At 61.4% G+C, this 21,633-nt stretch carries 16 protein-coding genes; 11 read left to right on the forward strand and 5 right to left on the reverse strand.

Features of this window, described 5'->3' with window-relative positions; all coding sequences use genetic code 11:
• Nucleotides 1-9 precede the first annotated feature (9 nt).
• From BLU71_RS02560 to BLU71_RS02575, 4 genes are all read left to right on the forward strand, one after another.
• The gene (locus tag BLU71_RS02560) at nucleotides 10-612 is read left to right on the forward strand and encodes a DsbA family protein (protein WP_172667887.1); all 603 of its coding nucleotides are present in this window, start codon (nucleotides 10-12) and stop codon (nucleotides 610-612) included.
• Nucleotides 605-2,422, forward strand: a complete 1,818-nt coding sequence (locus tag BLU71_RS02565; protein ID WP_042607948.1) for an ABC transporter ATP-binding protein — start codon at nucleotides 605-607, stop codon at nucleotides 2,420-2,422. The genes BLU71_RS02560 and BLU71_RS02565 overlap by 8 nt, the downstream gene beginning before the upstream one ends.
• A gap of 137 nt (nucleotides 2,423-2,559) precedes the next feature.
• Complete coding sequence (locus BLU71_RS02570; protein WP_065616858.1) at nucleotides 2,560-5,019, forward strand: EAL domain-containing protein; 2,460 nt, start codon at nucleotides 2,560-2,562, stop codon at nucleotides 5,017-5,019.
• Between the two features lie 79 nt (nucleotides 5,020-5,098).
• Nucleotides 5,099-5,860 (forward strand): TenA family transcriptional regulator, encoded by a 762-nt coding sequence (locus BLU71_RS02575; RefSeq protein ID WP_371919864.1) that lies wholly within the window; start codon nucleotides 5,099-5,101, stop codon nucleotides 5,858-5,860.
• Between the two features lie 102 nt (nucleotides 5,861-5,962).
• Here the strand turns inward: BLU71_RS02575 and BLU71_RS02580 are convergent, their stop codons facing one another.
• From BLU71_RS02580 to BLU71_RS02600, 5 genes are all read right to left on the reverse strand, one after another.
• Entirely contained in the window at nucleotides 5,963-6,889 is a 927-nt protein-coding gene (locus BLU71_RS02580) for a GGDEF domain-containing protein (protein WP_042607945.1), read from the reverse strand.
• 361 nt (nucleotides 6,890-7,250) lie between these two features.
• On the reverse strand, nucleotides 7,251-7,991 hold the full coding sequence (locus tag BLU71_RS02585) for a YciK family oxidoreductase (protein WP_042607972.1): 741 nt from the start codon (nucleotides 7,989-7,991) through the stop codon (nucleotides 7,251-7,253).
• A 102-nt stretch (nucleotides 7,992-8,093) separates the two neighbouring features.
• Nucleotides 8,094-8,765, reverse strand: a complete 672-nt coding sequence (gene mupP / locus BLU71_RS02590; RefSeq protein WP_042607944.1) for an N-acetylmuramic acid 6-phosphate phosphatase MupP — start codon at nucleotides 8,763-8,765, stop codon at nucleotides 8,094-8,096.
• Between the two features lie 4 nt (nucleotides 8,766-8,769).
• Nucleotides 8,770-9,468 (reverse strand): bifunctional 2-polyprenyl-6-hydroxyphenol methylase/3-demethylubiquinol 3-O-methyltransferase UbiG, encoded by a 699-nt coding sequence (ubiG, locus tag BLU71_RS02595; protein WP_024013875.1) that lies wholly within the window; start codon nucleotides 9,466-9,468, stop codon nucleotides 8,770-8,772.
• 58 nt (nucleotides 9,469-9,526) lie between these two features.
• Nucleotides 9,527-10,861, reverse strand: a complete 1,335-nt coding sequence (locus BLU71_RS02600; protein ID WP_083352241.1) for a TRZ/ATZ family hydrolase — start codon at nucleotides 10,859-10,861, stop codon at nucleotides 9,527-9,529.
• A 108-nt stretch (nucleotides 10,862-10,969) separates the two neighbouring features.
• On the opposite strand from BLU71_RS02600, the gene mtnA reads away from it, so the two are divergent.
• The 7 genes from mtnA to cmk all read left to right on the forward strand — a co-directional run bounded on the left by mtnA (nucleotide 10,970) and on the right by cmk (nucleotide 21,603).
• A complete protein-coding gene (mtnA, locus tag BLU71_RS02605; protein ID WP_042607942.1) occupies nucleotides 10,970-12,046 on the forward strand; it encodes an S-methyl-5-thioribose-1-phosphate isomerase in 1,077 nt (358 codons plus the stop codon).
• Nucleotides 12,047-12,469: 423 nt separating this feature from the next.
• Nucleotides 12,470-15,124 carry a DNA gyrase subunit A gene (gene gyrA / locus BLU71_RS02610; protein WP_065616859.1) on the forward strand — a complete coding sequence of 885 codons (2,655 nt, stop codon included), beginning with the start codon at nucleotides 12,470-12,472 and terminating at the stop codon, nucleotides 15,122-15,124.
• 251 nt (nucleotides 15,125-15,375) lie between these two features.
• Nucleotides 15,376-16,461 (forward strand): 3-phosphoserine/phosphohydroxythreonine transaminase, encoded by a 1,086-nt coding sequence (serC, locus tag BLU71_RS02615; protein WP_064361501.1) that lies wholly within the window; start codon nucleotides 15,376-15,378, stop codon nucleotides 16,459-16,461.
• Nucleotides 16,461-17,555 carry a prephenate dehydratase gene (pheA, locus tag BLU71_RS02620; protein WP_016770924.1) on the forward strand — a complete coding sequence of 365 codons (1,095 nt, stop codon included), beginning with the start codon at nucleotides 16,461-16,463 and terminating at the stop codon, nucleotides 17,553-17,555. Before serC ends, pheA begins: the two co-directional genes overlap by 1 nt.
• A 13-nt stretch (nucleotides 17,556-17,568) precedes the next feature.
• The gene (hisC, locus tag BLU71_RS02625; protein ID WP_064361502.1) at nucleotides 17,569-18,681 is read left to right on the forward strand and encodes a histidinol-phosphate transaminase; all 1,113 of its coding nucleotides are present in this window, start codon (nucleotides 17,569-17,571) and stop codon (nucleotides 18,679-18,681) included.
• Nucleotides 18,682-18,709: 28 nt separating this feature from the next.
• On the forward strand, nucleotides 18,710-20,917 hold the full coding sequence (locus BLU71_RS02630; RefSeq protein ID WP_231982510.1) for a bifunctional prephenate dehydrogenase/3-phosphoshikimate 1-carboxyvinyltransferase: 2,208 nt from the start codon (nucleotides 18,710-18,712) through the stop codon (nucleotides 20,915-20,917).
• Nucleotides 20,914-21,603 carry a (d)CMP kinase gene (gene cmk / locus BLU71_RS02635; protein WP_024013869.1) on the forward strand — a complete coding sequence of 230 codons (690 nt, stop codon included), beginning with the start codon at nucleotides 20,914-20,916 and terminating at the stop codon, nucleotides 21,601-21,603. Before BLU71_RS02630 ends, cmk begins: the two co-directional genes overlap by 4 nt.
• Nucleotides 21,604-21,633: the final 30 nt, after the last annotated feature.

The raw sequence follows: 21,633 nt of genomic DNA on the forward strand, positions 1-21,633 counted from the left end.
ATGGATCCGATGTGTTCGTGGTGCTGGGGATTTGCTCCGGTGGCCAAGGCACTGGTCGAGCAGGCGCAGGCAGCCGGGGTCGAGCTGCATCTGGTGGTTGGCGGGTTGCGTACCGGCAGCGGTTCGGCGCTGGAGCCGACCACGCGACGCTACATTCTTGAGCACTGGCAAGCGGTCACCGAGGCCACCGGCCAGCCGTTCAAATTCGACGGCGCGTTGCCTGACGGATTCGTCTACGACACCGAACCGGCCTGTCGCGCCATCGTGACCGCGCGCAGTCTGGCGCCGGATTGCGCGTGGACGTTGGTCGGGCTGATCCAGCAGGCGTTCTATGCCGAAGGTCGCGATGTCACTCAGGCCAGCGTGCTGGTCGAACTGGCGGAGCAGGCCGGTGTGCCGCGTATCGAATTCGCCGCGCTGTTCGATCATGCCGAGCAGCACAAGGCGACCCAGGCCGATTTCAGCTGGGTGCAGGATCTGGGCATCGCCGGATTCCCGACCCTGCTCGCCGAGCGCAACGGTCAACTGGCGCTGCTGACCAACGGCTATCAACCGCTCAGCGAGCTGTCGCCATTGCTCGGCCGCTGGCTGGAGCGCGCGGCCTGTGTCTGACCGGGCCGATGACACGCCAGCCGTAGAGCGTGTCGACCGGCTGAGCTGGGCCGAAGTCCGGCGTCTGGCATTGCATCACAAGAAATCCCTGTGGATCGCCAACGGCGTGGCTGTGCTGGCGACGTTGTGCAGTGTGCCGATTCCGTTGCTGCTGCCATTGCTGGTCGACGAAGTCCTGCTCGGCCACGGCGATGCGGCACTGAAAGTCATGAACCATTTCCTGCCGAGCATGTGGCAGCAGGCGGCGGGTTATATCGGCCTGATGCTGGTGGTGACCCTGACTCTGCGTTGCAGCGCCCTGTGTTTTGGTGTTTTGCAGTCGCGGCTGTTCGCGCGGCTGGCCAAGGACATCGTCTACCGGATTCGCGTGCGTCTGATCGAACGGCTCAAGCGTATCTCACTCGGCGAATACGAAAGCCTTGGCAGCGGTACGGTGACGACGCATCTGGTCACCGATCTGGACACGCTGGATAAATTCGTCGGCGAAACCCTTAGCCGCTTCCTTGTGGCCATGCTGACCCTGGTCGGCACCGCCAGCATCCTGATGTGGATGCACTGGAAGCTGGCGCTGCTGATTCTGCTGTTCAACCCGTTGGTGATCTACGCCACGGTGCAGTTGGGCAAACGTGTCAAACATCTGAAGAAACTGGAGAACGACAGCACTTCGCGCTTCACCCAGGCGCTGAGTGAAACCCTCGATGCGATTCAGGAAGTGCGCGCCGGCAACCGCCAGGGCTATTTCCTCGGGCGCCTCGGGTTGCGAGCGCAGGAAGTGCGCAACTACGCGGTCAACTCGCAGTGGAAAACCGACGCCTCGAATCGCGCCAGTGGTTTGCTGTTCCAGTTCGGCATCGACATCTTCCGCGCAGCAGCGATGCTCACCGTGCTGTTTTCCGACCTGTCGATCGGCCAGATGCTCGCAGTGTTCAGTTACCTGTGGTTCATGATCGGCCCGGTCGAACAGTTGCTTAACCTGCAATACGCCTACTACGCGGCGGGCGGCGCACTGGCGCGGATCAATGAACTGCTGGCGCGCGCCGACGAGCCGCAGTATCCCGGCGGCGTCGATCCGTTCAAGGGCCGCGACACCGTCGGCATCGAGGTGCAAGGCCTGAGCTTCGGTTATGGCGACGAGCTGGTGCTGGATCAGATGAACCTGTCGATCCTGCCCGGCGAGAAAGTCGCGATTGTCGGCGCCAGCGGCGGCGGCAAGAGTACCTTGGTGCAGCTGCTGTTGGGCCTGTACACGCCAGCGGCGGGGACCATCCGCTTCGGCGGCTCGACCCAGCAGGAAATCGGTCTGGAGACGGTGCGCGAGAACGTCGCGGTGGTGCTGCAGCATCCGGCACTGTTCAACGACAGCGTGCGCGCCAACCTGACCATGGGCCGGATTCGCAGCGACGAAGCCTGCTGGCAGGCTCTGGAAATTGCGCAAATGGCCTCGACCATCCGCGCGCTGCCAGATGGCCTCGACAGCATCGTCGGTCGTTCCGGCGTGCGTTTGTCCGGCGGCCAGCGCCAACGTCTGGCGATCGCACGGATGATCCTCGCCGAGCCGAAAGTGGTCATTCTCGACGAAGCCACCTCGGCCCTCGACGCCGCCACCGAGTACAACCTGCATCAGGCGATGGCGAAATTTCTCAACGGTCGCACCACATTGATCATTGCCCATCGCCTTTCGGCGGTTAAGCAGGCGGACCGGGTGCTGGTGTTCGACGGCGGGCAGATCGCCGAGGACGGCGACCATCGCCAACTGATCGCCGACGGCGGTCTGTACGCCAAGCTCTACGGCAACTTGCAACAGCACTGATCGAAACCTTCGCCGACCTGTCAGACGTTCTGCGCGCGGTGTAAGGCCGCGCCTTGCCTTGAACGAGAACCCCACCTAGTCTCGTCATAGCGAATTCGCCCGGAAGGCGAGCGGGCAGTGCTCATGCAAGGACTCTCATGAAGCAAAAGCAGACTCTGGGAACACCACGGTTGTTGGGTATCGTCTGGCCCTTTATTGCTGTCGTGGTGTTCCAGGCATTACTCGGGGGCGTGAGCCTTTACGTGCTTTCGGCCGTGCGTGGCTACGTGGCTGGAGAAAGCCTGTGGTCCAAGGGCCAGAAAGACGCCATCTATTATTTGAACCTCTACGCCGACAGCCGTGACGAGGCGATCTACCGCAAGTACCTGACGGCCATCGCCGTGCCCCAGGGCGGGCACGAATTGCGCTTGGCGCTGGATCGTCAGCCGCCGGATCTGCAGGCCGCGCGCGAAGGCATACTCAAGGGCGGCAATCACCCCGACGACGTTTCCAGCCTGATCTGGCTGTACCTCAATTTTCGTCACTTCAGTTATCTCGAAACCGCCATCGATCGCTGGACGATCGGCGACGCGTATCTGGACCGATTGCACGAAGTCGCGCAGGAGATGCATCAGGGCATTGCCCGGAACCAGGCCAGCCCCGGCGATGTGCAGCGCTGGAAAGTGCAGATCTTCGCCATCAACGATGCCGTGACCCCGGCAGCCAGGGCTTTCAGCGATGCCTTGGGCGAAGGGTCGCGGGTGATCATGCGGATTTTGCTGTTCACCAACCTGGCCACCGCGCTGGGTCTGATCGTGCTGGCGCTGTGGCGCACGCACAAACTGCTCAAACAACGACATGAGTTTGCCCAGGCACTGCAACTGGAGAAGGATCGCGCGCATATCACCTTGCAGTCGATTGGCGATGGCGTGATCACCACCGACGTCAACGGCGCGATCGATTACATGAACCCGGCCGCCGAAGCCATGACCCACTGGAAGGCCGAGCAGGCGGCGGGCCTGCCGCTGTCGGCGCTGTTCAACCTGCTCGACGAGAATGCCCAGACCGAAGGGCTGACCTTGATCGAGCACATTCTCAGCGGTCAGCTCAGCGGCGGCAGCGAGCATTCCAAATTGATTCAGCGTCTGGATGGCAGCACGTTGTCGGTGACCCTGGTCGGTGCGCCGATCCGCAATGCCGGCAATGTCAGCGGCACCGTGCTGGTGTTGCACGACATGACCCAGGAGCGGCAGTACATCGCCAATCTGTCCTGGCAGGCGACCCATGATGCGCTGACCGGGCTGGCCAACCGCCGCGAATTCGAATATCGCCTCGAACAGGCCTTGCACAACCTGACACGCCAGCCCGGGCGGCATGCGCTGATGTTCCTCGACCTGGACCAGTTCAAACTGGTCAACGACACCTGCGGCCATGCGGCAGGCGATGAGTTGTTGCGGCATATCTGCACGCTGCTGCAATCGGGCCTGCGCGAGGGCGACACGCTGGCGCGGCTGGGCGGCGACGAATTTGGCATCCTGCTGGAGAACTGCCCGCCGGAGGTGGCGGAGAAGATTGCCGAGAGCCTGCGCCAGACCGTGCAGAACCTGCATTTTGTCTGGAAAGGGCGGCCGTTTCTGACCACGGTCAGTATCGGCCTGGTCCACGTGGCGCAGAATCCGACCACCCTTGAGGCCTCGCTGCGGGCGGCGGACATGGCCTGCTACATGGCCAAGGAAAAGGGTCGCAATCGCGTGCAGGTCTACCACGCCGACGATTCCGAACTGTCCATGCGCTTCGGTGAAATGGCCTGGGTGCAACGGCTGCACATGGCGCTGGAGGAAAACCGCTTCTGCCTGTATGCCCAACAGATCGCGCCGCTCAAGCCGCAACCCGGTCAGGCCGGGCACATCGAGATCCTCCTGCGTCTGCACGATGAGTCGGGACGGATGATTTTGCCGGACAGCTTTATTCCGGCGGCAGAGCGCTATGGTTTGATGACCCAGTTAGATCGCTGGGTAGTTCAAAACGTGTTTAAGGTAATTGCTCAGTGTATTGAGCAGGAACATGAACTTCCGTTAGCGATGTGTGCGATTAATCTGTCAGGCATTACTATCGGAGATGACGCGTTTTTGCACTTCCTGCGCGAACAGTTTGTTAACTACGCTATACCGCCTGAAATGATTTGTTTTGAAATTACTGAAACCAGTGCAATCGCCAATCTTGGCAGCGCAATTCGTTTTATCAATGAACTCAAAGGCTTAGGTTGTCACTTTTCCCTGGATGACTTTTGTGCCGGAATGTCTTCATTCGCTTACTTGAAACATTTGCCTGTAGACTTCCTGAAGATCGACGGGAGTTTCGTAAAGGACATGCTGGACGACCCGATTAATCGGGCAATGGTCGAGGTGATCAATCACATCGGCCATGTTATGGGTAAGCAGACAATTGCCGAGTTTGTTGAAACTAACCAGATCGAACAGGCATTGCTTGAAATAGGTGTGGATTACGCTCAGGGTTATGTCATAGAGCGTCCGCAGTTGTTTACCTGTGACAGTTTGCAAAGTCGCCCTGCCAGACCGCAGCCGTTGTTGTTCAAAGCGCCTGGCACGTTCCGTTGAAGTCTCTCGCCGATCCTTGCCATCACAACTCAAAAGGAGCCGAACAGTGATCGACACATTCAACCGAACCGGACCCCTCATGGAAGCTGCAAGTTATCCTGCCTGGGCACAACAGCTCATCAAGGATTGCAGCGAGAGCAAGCGCCGGGTTGTCGAACATGAACTTTATCAGCGCATGCGTGACAACAAACTCAGCGCGAAAACCATGCGCCAGTACCTGATCGGCGGCTGGCCAGTGGTCGAGCAGTTTGCCTTGTACATGGCGCAGAACCTCACCAAGACCCGCTTCGCCCGCCATCCCGGCGAGGACATGGCGCGGCGCTGGCTGATGCGCAACATCCGCGTCGAACTCAATCACGCCGACTACTGGATGCACTGGAGCCGCGCCCATGGCGTCAGCCTCGAAGATCTCCAGGCTCAGCAAGTGCCACCGGAGCTGCACGCCCTGAGTCACTGGTGCTGGCACACCAGCTCGGCGGATTCGCTGATCGTCGCGATCGCCGCGACCAACTATGCGATCGAGGGCGCGACCGGGGAGTGGTCAGCGGTGGTCTGCTCGACCGGGGTCTATGCGGCGGCGTTCCCGGAAGAGGACCGCAAGCGCGCGATGAAGTGGCTGAAGATGCACGCCCAGTACGATGATGCCCATCCGTGGGAAGCGCTGGAAATCATCTGCACCCTGGCCGGCCTGAACCCGACCAAGGCTTTGCAGGCCGAGCTGCGGCAGGCAATCTGCAAGAGCTACGACTACATGTACCTGTTCCTCGAACGGTGCATGCAGCTTGAAACGTCGGAGCGGTTGCTGGTCAACCGCGAGCGCAGGACCGTCACCGAGAGCTGATAGAACTGTGGGAGCGAGCCTGCTCGCGAAAGCGGTGGGTCATTCAACGAATCGTTGTCTGACACTCCCTCTTCGCGAGCAGGCTCGCTCCCACAATGATCTCTAGCCGGCCATCGCCAGCCGGTTACGCCCCTCGCGCTTTGCGACATAGAGCGCACTGTCCGCGCGGCGCAGCAAGCTGTCCGCCGATTCGCCCGGCAACAACGTCGAGCATCCCAGGCTCACGGTGATCTCGATCAACTGGCCATCGGCGAAATATTCCTCCGACTGCGTCGCCTGGCGCAAACGCTCGCCGACCATCGCCGCCGCTTCACGGCCGGTGTTGGACAGCAGGATCAGAAACTCCTCGCCGCCATAACGGAACACCATGTCGACGTTGCGCAGCTGCGCCTTGATCGACGCTGCGATAGCCTTGAGCACGTCATCCCCGGCGCCGTGGCCGTGTTCGTCGTTGACCCGTTTGAAGTGGTCGATGTCGAGCATCAGCACCGACAGCGGCTGCACATGGCGGCGCGACATGTCGATCTCGCGCTGCAAGGTCTGCTCCATCGCCACGCGATTGCCGGCGCCGGTCAACGGGTCGCGCAAGGCACTTTGAGTGGCGGCGCGATAGAGCAGGGCGTTGCGCATCGGATAGAGCAGGCAGGACAGCAGCGACTCGAGGTCGCCCTGTTCCTTGTCGTTGAAACGCTGATTGCGGCGGAAGACCAGCTCGCCCATGTGCTCGCCTTCGTGGCTCAGGGTGTAGCTGACCGAATGGTGGCCGCGGGCGCCGAACTCCAGGCGCAGATCACTGGCCTTATGCACGTAGCTCAGCGCGTCCAACGGCACCAGGCGCTGGATTTCGCGGAAAAAGAGGCCAAGGATGCGCTGAGGCTCAAGGCTGGTTTGCAGTTGCAGGCTCATTTGCTGACGCAATTGCGCCAGGCTGGTCGGGCGCTCGATCAGCGCCGGTAGTTGACCGAAGCCCAGGCGCTGCAATTTGGCACTGTCAAAGTCAATTGCATGGGTCTGGGAAGGAGATTTCATATGGCGTGAGCCCCTAAGCAGTAAGTCTGTCTTACAGGCTGGGTGAGAGCGGCTATGGGCTGCGCGTCGTACTGATCCATCAGTCCCGTAGGACGTTTGGCGTAAGTTTAGTCTGCCGCAGGACGATCAGTCAGCTATCGAAATCGGCGTTGCCCCATGGCCATCACACGGCATGTTTTGAGGGAATTTAGAGCGAAACCCGTGCCATTCGGTTCGATTTTATTTAAAGCTTTTCCAATCAATGACTTGCTGAAACGTGCCAGCGTCTAGCGCTGGGTAATTGGCGGCTTTGTGACGCTTCTGAGCGGCAATGGTTTGCCGCGACAGCATTCTGCCGCGGCAACAAATGCGACGTATGGCGTTATTGAGCGTTGAAAGCCTGGCCATTGACGCCTGTGCTGTCGGGACCCATCAGGTACAGATACACCGGCATGATCTCTTCCGGCGTCGGGTTGTTCAGCGGATTCTCCGCCGGGTACGCCTGCGCACGCATGCTGGTGCGGGTGCCGCCGGGGTTGATGCTGTTGGAGCGCACCGGCGCCACGCCTTCGACTTCGTCGGCCAGGGTTTGCATCAGGCCTTCGGTGGCGAATTTCGACACGCCGTAGGCGCCCCAATACGCACGGCCCTTGCGCCCGACGCTGCTGGAGGTGAACACCACCGAAGCATCCTGGGACAGCTTGAGCAGCGGCAGCAAGGTGCTGGTCAGCATGAACATCGCGTTGACGTTGACCTGCATGACGCGCATGAAGTTTTCGCCGGACAGTTGCTCGATCGGCGTGCGTGGGCCGATGATCGAGGCGTTGTGCAGCAGCCCGTCGAGGTGGCCGAACTCGGTTTCGATCATCGCCGCCAGTTCATCGTACTGATGGGGCAGGGCAGTCTCAAGGTTGAACGGGATCACCGCCGGTTGCGGATGACCGGCCGCTTCGATCTCGTCGTAGACCTCGGTCAGATTGGCCTCTGTCTTGCCCAGCAGCAGCACGGTGGCGCCGTGTGCGGCATAGGTCTTCGCCGCAGCCGCCCCGATGCCACGACCGGCACCCGTGACGAGAATCACCCGGTCCTTGAGCAATTCGGGGCGAGCGGTGTAATCAAACATAAAAACCTCATAGTCCTTGAAAGATCGCAGCCTTCGGCAGCTCCTGCATGGGTATGCATTCTCCTGTAGGAGCTGCCGAAGGCTGCGATCTTTTGATTTTGGTCAGCAGCTGCAAAGCGCGCTATCGAGCACCTTGCGCAACTCCAGCGGGTGATCCACAACCACGTCCGCGCCCCAATGCCGCGGGTTGTCGTCAGGGTGAATATAGCCGTAGGTCACCGCAGCGGTCTTGGTGCCGGCGTCGCGGCCCGATTCGATATCGCGCAGATCATCGCCGATAAACAGCACGGTCGACGGATCCAGATCCAGCATCTTGCAGGCGAGGATCAACGGCTCCGGGTCCGGCTTGCTGTTCTTCACATGGTCCGGGCAGATCAGCAGCGCCGAACGCTCGGCCAGCCCCAGACGTTGCATGATCGGCTCAGCGAAGCGCACCGGTTTGTTGGTGACCACACCCCAGATCAGATTGGCCTTTTCGATGTCGGCGAGCAGTTCGCTCATGCCGTCGAACAGTCTGCTGTGCACTGCGCAGCCGACCAGATAGCGCTCGAGAAACTCCAGGCGCAGCTCCTCGAAGCCTGGCGATTCCGGGTCCATCGAGAACGTCACTGCGACCATGGCCTTGGCGCCGCCGGAGATTTCATCGCGAATGTGCTTGTCGTTGATCGGCGGCAAACCGCGATCGGCGCGCATTGCCTGGCAGATGGCAATGAAGTCCGGCGCGGTGTCGAGCAGGGTGCCGTCCATGTCGAAAAGTACCGCTCTGATGGCCATCGGCTTATTCCTCGCGCAGGGTCTGGATCATGTAGTTGACGTCAACGTCGTTGGCCAGCTTGTAGTGCTTGGTCAGCGGGTTGTAGGTCAGACCGATGATGTCCTTGACGGTCAGGCCGGCCATGCGGCTCCACGCGCCGAGCTCGGACGGGCGAATGAATTTCTTGAAATCATGGGTGCCGCGCGGCAGCAGCTTCATGATGTATTCGGCGCCGATGATCGCGAACAGATACGCCTTCGGGTTGCGGTTGATGGTCGAGAAGAACACCTGGCCGCCCGGCTTGACCATGCGGAAACAGGCGCGGATCACTGAGGATGGATCCGGCACGTGCTCGAGCATTTCCAGGCAGGTGACCACATCGAACTGCTCGGGCATCTCGTCAGCGAGGGCTTCGGCGGTGATCTGCCGGTATTCGACGCTGACCCCGGATTCCAGCTGATGCAGTTGCGCGACCGCCAGCGGCGCTTCGCCCATGTCGATGCCCATCACCGTGGCGCCGCGCTGGGCCATGGCTTCGCTGAGGATGCCGCCGCCGCAGCCGACGTCGAGGACTTTCTTGCCGGCCAGGTTGACCCGTTCGTCGATCCAGTTGACCCGCAGCGGGTTGATGTCATGCAGTGGCTTGAATTCGCTTTCGCGGTCCCACCAGCGATGGGCCAGGGCCTCGAATTTGGCGATTTCGGCGTGGTCGACGTTGCTCATGTTCAATTCCTCGAAAAACCTGAAAAGGGCTGTAGCCGCGGATATTGCGCCGCGGTGTTTACGATTCGGTATGGCCGCTGATGCGCTGGCCCCAGTGGCGGGCGGTCTCGCCCAGCTGTTGTTCGTCCATGCGGGTCAGGCGCCGATCGTCGAGCACTTGTTTGCCGGCGACCCACAGGTGTTTCACGCAATCGCGCCCGGTGGCGTAGATCAACTGCGACACCGGGTCGTACACCGGTTGCTGCGCCAGACCGGACAGGTCGAACGCGACGATGTCCGCGGCTTTGCCGATCTCCAGCGAGCCGACCTGCGTCTCGATGCCCAATGCACGGGCGCCGTTCAGCGTGGCCATGCGCAAGGCGCGATGGGCATCCAGCGCGGTGGCGGAGCCAGCGACGGCTTTGGCCAGCAGGGCGGCAGTGCGGGTTTCGCCGAGCAGGTCAAGATCATTGTTGCTCGCCGCGCCATCGGTGCCGACAGCCACATTGACCCCAGCCTGCCACAAACGCTCGACCGGGCAGAAGCCGCTGGCCAGTTTGAGGTTGGATTCCGGGCAGTGGATCACGCTGCTGTTGCTTTCTACCAGCAGGGCGAGGTCGTCATCGCTGATCTGGGTCATGTGCACGGCCTGGAACCGCGGGCCGAGCAGGCCAAGGCGCGCGAGGCGCGCCAGTGGCCGTTCGCCGGTCTGCTCGACGGCCTGCTGCACCTCGAATGCGGTTTCGTGCACGTGCATGTGGATCGAGGCGTCCAGCTCCTCGGCGATCACCCTGATTTTCTCGAGGTTCTCATCGCCGACGGTGTAGGGTGCATGAGGGCCGAAAGTGATCTTGATGCGTTCGTGATGCTTGAGGTCGCCGAACAACTCGACGCCCTGACGAATGGCTTCGTCGGCGCTGCTGGCACCGGGGATCGGGAAATCGAGGATCGGAATGGCGATCTGCGCACGGATGCCGCTGTTGTGCACGCGCTCGCTGGCGACTTTCGGGAAGAAATACATGTCCGAAAAACAGCTGATGCCGCCCTTGATCTGCTCGGCGATCGCCAGATCGGTGCCGTCGCGGACGAAGTCTTCATCGACCCATTTGCCTTCGGCCGGCCAGATGTGATTTTCCAGCCAGGTCATCAGCGGCAGATCGTCGGCCAGGCCCCGGAACAGTGTCATCGCCGCATGGCCGTGGGCGTTGATCAGCCCCGGCGCCAGCAAGATATCCGGCAGTTCACGGATTTGCGTGGCGTTACACTTCAATGCTTCAGCCCGCGGGCCGATAAATACGATGCGACCATCACGGATGCCCAGGCCGTGCTCCTTGAGCACCACGCCTGCAGGTTCGACGGGAACCAGCCAGGTCGGCAGCAATAACAGGTCGAGCGCAATGGCAGGTTTCGGCATCGAGGGTCGGTTCCAGTGCTTTTGTAAAGGATGGCGAAGTATACCCGAGCGTCTTCGCGGGGGGATCGCTATAATCGGCGGCTTTTGTTCATGAGTGCGGGGTGTGGGATGCGCGATCGACTGTTGGCTGCGGAGAAAGTGAAGGCCATCGATTGGCGTGATGGCGCGCTGCACCTGCTGGATCAGCGTATTTTGCCGTTCGAGGAAACCTGGATCGCTTACACCAGCGCCGCCGGCGTGGCCGAAGCGATTCGCTCGATGGTCGTGCGTGGCGCGCCGGCCATCGGCATCAGCGCGGCTTATGGCATCGTCCTCGCGGCGCGGGCGCGGATTGCCGAGGGTGGCGACTGGTACGCGGCGCTGGAAGAGGATTTTGCCCTGTTGGCGGATTCGCGGCCGACCGCGGTCAATCTGTTCTGGGCGCTGGGCCGCATGCACGATCGCCTGGATCGTTTGAAGAGCAACGCCGATCCGCTGGCGGCGCTCGAGGCCGAAGCCATCGCCATTCACCAAAGCGACCGCGAAGCCAACCTGACCATGGCGCAACTCGGCGTCGATCTGATTCGCAAGCATCAGGGCAACGCTCAGGCCATTCTGACTCACTGCAACACTGGCGCGCTGGCGACCGGCGGGTTCGGTACTGCGCTGGGTGTGATCCGCGCCGCTTATATAGAAGGCATGGTCGAGCGCGTCTACGCCGACGAAACCCGACCGTGGCTGCAGGGCTCGCGGCTGACCGCGTGGGAGCTGGCCAACGAAGGCATTCCGGTGACCCTGAACGCCGACTCCGCCGCCGCGCACATCATGAAAACCAAAGGCGTGACCTGGGTGATCGTCGGCGCTGATCGCATCACTGCCAATGGCGACGTGGCGAACAAGATCGGGACTTATCAACTGGCGGTGAACGCCATGCATCATGGCGTGCGCTTCATGGTGGTGGCGCCGAGTTCGACCATCGACATGAATCTGGCCAGCGGTGACGACATTCCGATCGAAGAGCGCGATGGCGCCGAATTGCTTGAAGTCGGCGGCAAACGCGTCGGTGCGGACGTTGAAGCGTTCAACCCGGTGTTTGACGTAACGCCGGCGGATCTGATCGACGCGATCGTCACCGAGAAAGGCATCGTCGAACGCCCGGATACCGCGAAAATGGCCCAGCTGATGTGCCGCAAGCGCCTGCATTGACAGGCTCTGGTCTTGCATTGAGCCCTTCGCGAGCAGGCTCGCTCCCACAGGTTTCGTGATCGCCACAAACCATTGTGGGAGCGAGCCTGCTCGCGATGAGGCCGGTAAAGTCAATAAACAACTCCAATTCAGGCCGAGATTTCACATTCAACGAAGCTCTGAGCCTCTCTCGTCCCCCTCAAGCCTGTCATCGGTCAACTAACTATGCTCCATGCGCATCTGGGGGATAGGTGCGTGGCGGCCTTTGTGATAACATCCGGCGTTTTCCGAGGCGGCTCCACGGAGCTGTCTTTACTGCGCAAATCCGCGATCCAATGTTGATTTGTCGTAAGTCGGCGCATGGCACTCGGCCGGCCCCGACGAGCTTCGTTGCTCCCACATGGATATGACGAAGTTTCACCAGAAAAAGGAATCAGGCTTCTCATGGGCGAACTGGCCAAAGAAATCCTCCCGGTCAATATCGAAGACGAGCTGAAACAGTCCTACCTCGACTACGCAATGAGCGTGATCGTCGGCCGTGCACTGCCGGATGCGCGCGATGGCCTCAAGCCCGTGCACCGTCGCGTACTGTTCGCGATGAGCGAGCTGGGCAACGACTACAACAAGCCGTACAAGAAATCTGCCCGTGTCGTCGGCGACGTGATCGGTAAGTATCACCCGCACGGCGACACTGCCGTGTACGACACCATCGTTCGTATGGCCCAGCCTTTCTCCCTGCGCTACCTGCTGGTCGACGGCCAGGGCAACTTCGGTTCGGTCGACGGCGACAACGCCGCGGCCATGCGATACACCGAAGTGCGCATGACCAAGCTGGCGCACGAGCTGCTGGCTGACCTGCACAAGGAAACCGTGGACTGGGTGCCGAACTACGACGGCACCGAACTGATCCCGGCGGTCATGCCGACCCGCGTACCGAACCTCCTGGTCAACGGTTCCAGCGGTATCGCCGTGGGCATGGCGACCAACATTCCGCCGCACAACCTCGGTGAAGTCATCGACGGTTGCCTGGCCCTCATCGACAACCCCGAGCTGACCGTCGATGAGCTGATGCAATACATCCCCGGTCCGGACTTCCCGACTGCCGCGATCATCAACGGTCGCGCCGGCATCATCGAAGCCTATCGCACCGGTCGCGGGCGCATTTACATGCGTGCCCGCTCGATCATCGAAGACATCGACAAGGTCGGTGGCCGTCAGCAGATCGTCATCACCGAACTGCCCTACCAGTTGAACAAGGCGCGTCTGATCGAGAAAATCGCCGAACTGGTCAAGGAGAAGAAGCTCGAAGGCATCACCGAGCTGCGTGACGAGTCCGACAAGGACGGTATGCGCGTCGTGATCGAACTGCGTCGCGGCGAAGTGCCTGAGGTGATCCTCAACAACCTCTACGCCCAGACCCAGCTGCAATCGGTGTTCGGTATCAACATCGTCGCGCTGATCGACGGCCGTCCGCGCATCCTCAATCTCAAGGATCTGCTGGAAGCCTTCGTCCGTCACCGTCGCGAAGTGGTCACCCGCCGCACCGTGTTCGAACTGCGCAAGGCGCGCGAGCGCGGGCACATTCTCGAAGGTCAGGCCGTTGCCCTGTCGAACATCGACCCGGTGATCGCCCTGATCAAGGCCTCGCCAACGCCGTCGGAAGCCAAGGAAGCGCTGATCAGCACGCCTTGGGAATCCTCGGCAGTGGTGGCGATGGTTGAACGTGCCGGTGCCGATTCGTGCCGTCCGGAAAACCTCGATCCGCAATACGGTCTGCGCGAAGGCAAGTACTTCCTTTCGCCAGAACAGGCTCAAGCCATTCTCGAACTGCGCCTGCACCGCCTGACCGGTCTGGAGCACGAGAAGCTGCTGGCCGAGTACCAGGAGATCCTCAACCAGATCGGCGAGCTGATCCGCATCCTCAACAGCGCTGTGCGCCTGATGGAAGTGATCCGCGAAGAGCTGGAAGTGATCCGCGCCGAATACGGCGACGTGCGCCGCACCGAAATTCTCGATGCCCGTCTCGACCTGACCCTGGGTGACATGATCCCGGAAGAAGAGCGCGTCGTGACGATCTCCCACGGTGGCTACGCCAAGACCCAGCCGCTGGCTGCGTACCAGGCTCAGCGTCGTGGCGGCAAAGGCAAGTCGGCCACCGGCGTCAAGGACGAGGACTACATCGCTCACCTGCTGGTCGCCAACAGCCACACCACGCTGCTGCTGTTCTCCAGCAAGGGCAAGGTGTACTGGCTGAAGACCTACGAAATTCCGGAAGCATCCCGCGCGGCCCGTGGTCGTCCGCTGGTCAACCTGCTGCCGCTGGATGACGGTGAATACATCACCACCATGCTGCCGGTCGAGGAATATACCGAAGGTCACTACATCTTCATGGCCACCGCCAACGGCACCGTGAAGAAGACCCCGCTGGAATCCTTCAGCCGTCAGCGCAGCGTCGGTCTGATCGCGCTGGAGCTGGACGAAGGCGACGTGCTGATCTCTGCGGCCATTACCGATGGCGAGCGCGAAGTGATGCTGTTCTCCGACGGCGGCAAGGTCACCCGCTTCAAAGAGTCCGATGTACGTGCCATGGGCCGTACCGCGCGCGGCGTGCGCGGCATGCGTCTGCCGGAAGGGCAGAAGCTGATTTCCATGCTGATCCCGGAAGAAGGCAGCCAGATCCTCACCGCTTCCGAGCGTGGTTATGGCAAGCGCACCGCGATCACCGAGTTCCCTGAATACAAGCGTGGCGGCCAGGGCGTGATCGCCATGGTCAGCAACGAGCGTAACGGCCGTCTGGTCGGCGCGGTGCAGGTGCTCGACGGTGAAGAAATCATGCTGATCTCCGATCAGGGCACTCTGGTGCGTACCCGTGTCGGCGAAGTGTCGAGCCTGGGCCGTAACACTCAGGGCGTGACGCTGATCAAGCTGGCCAAGGATGAAACCCTGGTCGGGCTGGAGCGGGTCCAGGAGCCTTCGGAAGTCGAAGGCGAAGAGCTCGAAGGTGAAGAGGGCGAGGAGTTCGCAGGCAGCGTCGGCATCGACGAGGCAGGTGAAGACCAGCAACTCGACGCCGCAGCTGACGAAGAACCGCAGGAATAAGCGGACAAACGAGGGGGCGGATGAGAATTCGCCCCCTTGTTATTTGTCCGGTATGAAATATCGTCAGGCAAGGAGATCCCCTGTAGGAGTGAGCCTGCTCGCGATAGCGGTGTTTCAGTCAGCGAATGTTTATCTGACACACCGCTATCGCGAGCAGGCTCACTCCTACACTGGAAAGCGGTTTATCGCCGTTCCAGTGTCGACGGTCGATACGATTTAATGCGTGATATCAAATCAGAGCGAGATTGGATGTGAGCAAGCGAGCCTATAACTTCTGCGCCGGTCCTGCGGCGCTGCCTGAAGCTGTCCTGCAGCGCGCCCAGGGTGAACTCCTTGATTGGCACGGCAAGGGTCTGTCGGTCATGGAAATGAGCCATCGCAGCGATGAGTTCGTGTCCATTGCCACCCAGGCCGAGCAGGATCTGCGTGACCTGCTGAATATCCCGTCGAACTACAAAGTGCTGTTCCTGCAGGGCGGCGCCAGCCAGCAGTTCGCACAGATCCCGCTGAACCTGCTGCCCGAAGGTGGTTCGGCCGACTACATCGACACCGGTATCTGGTCGCAGAAAGCCATCGAAGAAGCCTCGCGCTACGGTCACGTCAACGTTGCCGCCACCGCCAAGCCTTACGACTATTTCGCCATTCCCGGCCAGAACGAGTGGAATCTGTCGAAAGACGCCGCGTACGTTCACTACGCGCCGAACGAAACCATCGGTGGTCTGGAATTCCAGTGGATCCCGCAAACCGGTGATGTGCCGCTGGTGGCCGACATGTCCTCGGACATTCTCTCGCGTCCGGTCGACATCTCGCGTTTCGGCATGATCTACGCCGGCGCACAGAAGAACATCGGCCCGAGCGGCATCCTCGTCAACATCATCCGCGAAGACCTGCTCGGCAAGGCCCGCTCGCTGTGCCCGACCATGCTCGACTACAAGGTCGCGGCCGACAACGGCTCGATGTACAACACCCCGCCGACCCTGGCCTGGTACCTGTCCGGTCTGGTGTTCCAGTGGCTGAAAGAGCAAGGCGGCGTCGAAGCGATCGCCAGGCTCAATGACGTCAAGCAACGCACCCTGTACGACTTCATCGATGCCAGCGGCCTCTACAGCAACCCGATCAACAAATCGGATCGCTCGTGGATGAACGTGCCGTTCCGTCTGGCTGACGATCGTCTGGACAAGCCGTTCCTCGCCGGTGCCGACGAGCGCGGTCTGCTCAACCTCAAGGGCCACCGCTCGGTGGGCGGCATGCGCGCCTCCATCTACAACGCTGTCGACATCACTGCGGTCAACGCGCTGGTGGCCTACATGGCGGAATTCGAGAAGGAACACGGCTGATGTCCGAGCAAGAACTCAAGGCACTGCGCGTTCGCATCGACGCTCTGGACACCAAAGTCCTCGAGCTGATTAGTGAGCGTGCGCGTTGCGCCCAGGAAGTCGCCCGCGTGAAGATGGCCTCGCTGGCCGAAGGCGAAGTGCCGGTGTTCTATCGTCCCGAGCGCGAAGCTCAGGTGCTCAAGCGCGTGATGGAGCGCAATCAGGGGCCGCTGGGCAACGAAGAGATGGCGCGGCTGTTCCGCGAAATCATGTCCTCGTGCCTGGCGCTGGAGCAGCCGCTGAAAGTGGCGTATCTGGGCCCTGAGGGCACTTTCACCCAAGCGGCGGCGATGAAGCACTTCGGTCACGCAGTGATCAGCAAGCCAATGGCGGCGATCGACGAAGTGTTCCGTGAAGTCGCCGCCGGTGCGGTGAATTTCGGCGTGGTGCCGGTGGAAAACTCCACTGAAGGCGCGGTCAACCACACGCTGGACAGCTTCCTCGAGCACGACATGGTGATCTGCGGCGAAGTCGAGCTGCGCATCCACCATCATCTGCTGGTCGGCGAAAACACCAAGACCGACAGCATCAGCCGCATCTATTCCCATGCGCAGTCGCTGGCCCAGTGCCGCAAGTGGCTGGACGCGCATTACCCGAATGTCGAGCGCGTCGCGGTGTCGAGCAACGCCGAAGCGGCCAAACGGGTCAAGGGTGAGTGGAATTCCGCGGCGATCGCCGGCGACATGGCGGCGGGGCTGTACGGCCTGACGCGCCTGGCCGAGAAGATCGAAGACCGTCCGGACAACTCCACGCGCTTTTTGATGATCGGTAATCAGGAAGTGCCGCCGACCGGCGACGACAAGACCTCGATCATTGTGTCGATGAGCAACAAGCCCGGCGCGCTCCATGAGCTGCTGGTGCCGTTCCATGACAATGGCATCGACCTGACCCGCATCGAAACCCGTCCGTCGCGCAGCGGCAAATGGACCTACGTGTTCTTCATCGACTTCGTCGGCCACCACCGTGATCCGTTGATCAAAGGTGTGCTGGAAAAGATCAGTCAGGAAGCAGTAGCACTCAAAGTGCTGGGTTCCTACCCGAAAGCAGTTCTCTAAGGGATGGTAGCAAATGAGTGGCAACTTCCTCGCTCTGGCACAGCCGGGCGTGCAACAACTTTCGCCGTACGTTCCGGGCAAGCCTGTGGACGAACTGGCGCGCGAGCTGGATCTGGATCCGGCAAAAATCGTCAAACTGGCGAGCAATGAAAACCCGCTGGGCGCCAGCCCGAAGGCGTTGGCGGCGATTCGCGAAGAGCTGGCCGAGCTGACCCGCTACCCGGACGGCAATGGTTTCGCCCTGAAATCGCTGCTCGCCGAGCAGTGCCGCGTCGAGCTGAATCAGGTCACCCTGGGCAATGGCTCTAACGATATTCTTGAGCTGGTTGCCCGTGCCTATCTGGCACCGGGCCTGAATGCGGTGTTCAGCGAGCACGCTTTCGCCGTATATCCGATTGCCACCCAGGCGGTCGGCGCACAAGCCAAAGTCGTGCCGGCCAAGGATTGGGGGCATGATCTGCCGGCGATGCTTGCGGCCATCGATGCCAACACCCGCGTGGTGTTCATTGCCAACCCGAACAACCCGACCGGCACCTGGTTCGGCGCAGAAGCGCTGGACGAGTTCCTGCAGGACGTTCCCGAGCACGTGCTGGTGGTGCTCGACGAGGCTTACATCGAATACGCCGAAGGCAGCGACTTGCCGGACGGCCTCGACTTTCTCGCGGCTTATCCAAACCTGCTGGTGTCGCGCACGTTCTCCAAAGCCTATGGCCTGGCAGCGCTGCGCGTCGGTTACGGCTTGTCGACGCCTGTGGTGGCAGATGTGCTGAACCGCGTTCGCCAGCCGTTCAACGTCAACAGCCTCGCCCTCGCCGCAGCTTGTGCAGCATTGAAGGACGGTGAGTATCTGGCGCAGAGCCGTCAGCTCAACGAAGCGGGCATGCAGCAGTTGCAGGCTGGTTTCCGTGAGCTGGATCTGGGCTGGATCGAGTCCAAAGGCAACTTCATTTGCGTCGATCTCGGCCAGGTCGCGGCGCCGGTTTTCCAGGGCTTGCTGCGCGAAGGCGTGATCGTGCGTCCGGTGGCCAATTACGGCATGCCGAACCACCTGCGGGTGACCATTGGTCTGCCGGCAGAAAACAGCCGTTTCCTCGAGGCGCTGCGCAAGGTTCTGGCTCGTGGTTGATGTCACTGCGCTGCAACCTGCTGCACCTATGATCGGTCGCCTTGTGGTGGTCGGTCTGGGATTGATCGGTGGTTCGTTTGCCAAAGGCTTGCGTGAAAGCGGCCTGTGCCGTGAAGTGGTCGGCGTCGATCTGGATCCGCAATCGCGCAAGCTCGCGGTCGAGTTGGGGGTCGTCGATCGCTGTGAAGACGACTTGGCGGCAGCCTGCGTCGGCGCTGATGTGATTCAGCTGGCGGTGCCGATTCTGGCGATGGAAAAACTGCTCGCACGTCTGGCTGTAATGGATCTGGGGCAGGCGATCCTCACGGATGTCGGCAGCGCCAAGGGCAATGTGGTGCGCGCGGCGACCGAAGCGTTCGGCAGCATGCCGGCGCGGTTCGTGCCGGGCCACCCGATTGCCGGTTCCGAGCAGAGCGGGGTGGAAGCCTCGAATGCCGAGCTGTTCCGTCGGCACAAGGTGATCCTGACGCCGCTTGAGCAGACCGATCCTGCCGCGCTGGCGCTGGTCGATCGCCTGTGGCGCGAGCTGGGCGCCGATGTCGAGCACATGCAGGTCGAGCGTCACGACGAAGTGCTTGCCGCGACCAGTCATCTGCCGCACCTGCTGGCCTTCGGTCTGGTCGATTCGTTGGCCAAGCGCAATGAAAATCTGGAGATCTTCCGTTACGCTGCCGGTGGTTTTCGCGATTTCACAAGAATCGCCGGAAGCGACCCGGTGATGTGGCACGACATCTTCCTCGCCAACCGCGAGGCTGTCCTGCGCACACTCGATACATTTCGCAGCGACCTCGACGCCTTGCGCGACGCGGTCGATGCAGGGGATGGGCACCAATTGTTGGGCGTTTTCACGCGCGCCCGGGTTGCCCGCGAGCATTTCAGTAAAATCCTGGCCCGCAGGGCCTATGTGGACGCTATGAATTCCAACGATCTGATCTTCCTGGCTCAACCTGGTGGCCGCCTGTCCGGTCGGATTCGCGTACCGGGTGACAAATCGATTTCCCACCGTTCGATCATGCTCGGCTCGCTGGCCGAAGGCGTCACCGAAGTCGAAGGCTTCCTCGAGGGCGAAGACGCCCTGGCGACCTTGCAGGCGTTTCGCGACATGGGCGTGGTCATCGAAGGCCCGCACCACGGCCGCGTGACCATTCACGGTGTCGGCCTGCACGGCCTGAAACCGGCGCCGGGCCCGATCTATCTGGGCAACTCCGGCACCTCGATGCGCCTGCTCTCCGGCCTGCTGGCGGCGCAGGACTTCGACAGCACCCTGACCGGCGACGCGTCGCTGTCCAAGCGTCCGATGAATCGTGTGGCCAATCCTCTGCGGGAAATGGGCGCCGTGATCGAAACCGCCGCTGAAGGTCGTCCGCCGATGACCATTCGCGGTGGCCACAAACTCAAAGGCCTGACCTACACCATGCCGATGGCCAGCGCTCAGGTGAAATCCTGCCTGCTGCTCGCCGGCCTGTACGCCGAAGGCAAGACCACCGTCACCGAGCCAGCACCGACCCGTGACCACACCGAGCGCATGCTGCGTGGCTTCGGCTACCCGGTCAGCGTTGACGGTGCCACGGCTTCGGTCGAGTCCGGCGGCAAGCTCACTGCAACTCACATCGAAGTGCCGGGCGATATCTCGTCATCGGCGTTCTTCCTCGTCGCGGCCTCGATCGCCGAGGGTTCCGAGCTGGTGCTCGAGCACGTCGGTATCAACCCGACCCGTACTGGCGTGATCGACATCCTGCGTTTGATGGGCGCTGATATCACTCTGGAAAACCAGCGCGAAGTCGGCGGTGAGCCAGTGGCTGACTTGCGCGTGCGGGCAGCTAGACTCAAAGGTATCGAGATTCCGGAAGAACTGGTGCCGCTGGCGATCGACGAATTCCCGGTACTGTTCGTCGCTGCTGCATGCGCCGAAGGGCGGACCGTGCTGACCGGCGCCGAAGAGCTGCGGGTCAAGGAATCCGACCGGATCCAGGTCATGGCGGACGGTTTGCTGGCGCTGGGCGTCAAGTGCGAACCGACCCCGGATGGCATCATCATCGACGGCGGCCCGATCGGCGGCGGTGAAGTGCACGGTCACGGCGATCATCGTATTGCCATGGCTTTCAGCGTTGCCTCGTTGCGCGCTACCGCACCGATCCGCATCCACGATTGCGCCAACGTCGCGACCTCGTTCCCCAACTTCCTCGCGCTGTGCGGGCAAGTCGGCATTCGTGTGGCACAAGAGGCTCAGTCGTGAAAAACATTGCACCGGTCATCACCATCGATGGGCCAAGCGGCTCCGGCAAAGGCACGGTCGCCGGGATTCTGGCCAAGCGTCTGGGCTGGAACCTGCTGGATTCCGGTGCGCTTTATCGTTTGCTCGCGTTTGCTGCGCACAATCATGGCGTCGACCTGACCAACGAAGAGCTGCTGAAGACATTGGCCGCTCATCTGGATGTGCAGTTCATCGCCGCGACCGAAGGTCAGTTGCAGCGGATCATTCTGGAGGGCGATGAGGTCAGTGATGTGATTCGCACTGAAAGCGTCGGTTCCGGTGCCTCGCAAGTGGCTGCGCTGCCCGCCGTGCGTGAGGCGCTGCTGCAGCGCCAGCGCGCATTCCAGGAAGCGCCAGGCCTGGTGGCTGACGGTCGCGACATGGGTACGGTGGTTTTTCCGGATGCACCGCTGAAGATTTTCCTGACCGCCAGTGCCGAGGAGCGGGCGCGCCGTCGATATTTGCAGTTGAAGGGCAAAGTCGAGGGTGTTAGTCTGTCGAGTCTGCTAGATGAGATCCGTGCACGCGATGAGCGTGACACCCAGCGCGCAGTAGCCCCGCTCAAGCCGGCGGCCGACGCGATTCAGCTGGATTCCACGGAGCTTTCCATCGATCAGGTGCTTGAACGCATCATGAGCGAGATCGCCATTCGCGATATCGCCGGGTGACCAAGAGGGCCGCAGGGGACCAGTCATAGT

Source organism: Pseudomonas moraviensis (genome assembly GCF_900105805.1).
Lineage (GTDB): Bacteria > Pseudomonadota > Gammaproteobacteria > Pseudomonadales > Pseudomonadaceae > Aquipseudomonas > Aquipseudomonas moraviensis_A.

Coding starts and splice junctions, on each gene's coding strand:
- ubiG (WP_024013875.1), bottom strand. CDS start 9,468: ATGAGCAACGTCGACCACGCCGAAATCGCCAAATTCGAGGCCCTGGCC.
- gyrA (WP_065616859.1), top strand. CDS start 12,470: ATGGGCGAACTGGCCAAAGAAATCCTCCCGGTCAATATCGAAGACGAG.
- pheA (WP_016770924.1), top strand. CDS start 16,461: ATGTCCGAGCAAGAACTCAAGGCACTGCGCGTTCGCATCGACGCTCTG.
- BLU71_RS02570 (WP_065616858.1), top strand. CDS start 2,560: ATGAAGCAAAAGCAGACTCTGGGAACACCACGGTTGTTGGGTATCGTC.
- mtnA (WP_042607942.1), top strand. CDS start 10,970: ATGCGCGATCGACTGTTGGCTGCGGAGAAAGTGAAGGCCATCGATTGG.
- BLU71_RS02560 (WP_172667887.1), top strand. CDS start 10: ATGTGTTCGTGGTGCTGGGGATTTGCTCCGGTGGCCAAGGCACTGGTC.
- BLU71_RS02585 (WP_042607972.1), bottom strand. CDS start 7,991: ATGTTTGATTACACCGCTCGCCCCGAATTGCTCAAGGACCGGGTGATT.
- BLU71_RS02575 (WP_371919864.1), top strand. CDS start 5,099: ATGGAAGCTGCAAGTTATCCTGCCTGGGCACAACAGCTCATCAAGGAT.
- BLU71_RS02580 (WP_042607945.1), bottom strand. CDS start 6,889: ATGAAATCTCCTTCCCAGACCCATGCAATTGACTTTGACAGTGCCAAA.
- mupP (WP_042607944.1), bottom strand. CDS start 8,765: ATGGCCATCAGAGCGGTACTTTTCGACATGGACGGCACCCTGCTCGAC.
- hisC (WP_064361502.1), top strand. CDS start 17,569: ATGAGTGGCAACTTCCTCGCTCTGGCACAGCCGGGCGTGCAACAACTT.
- BLU71_RS02600 (WP_083352241.1), bottom strand. CDS start 10,861: ATGCCGAAACCTGCCATTGCGCTCGACCTGTTATTGCTGCCGACCTGG.
- BLU71_RS02630 (WP_231982510.1), top strand. CDS start 18,710: ATGATCGGTCGCCTTGTGGTGGTCGGTCTGGGATTGATCGGTGGTTCG.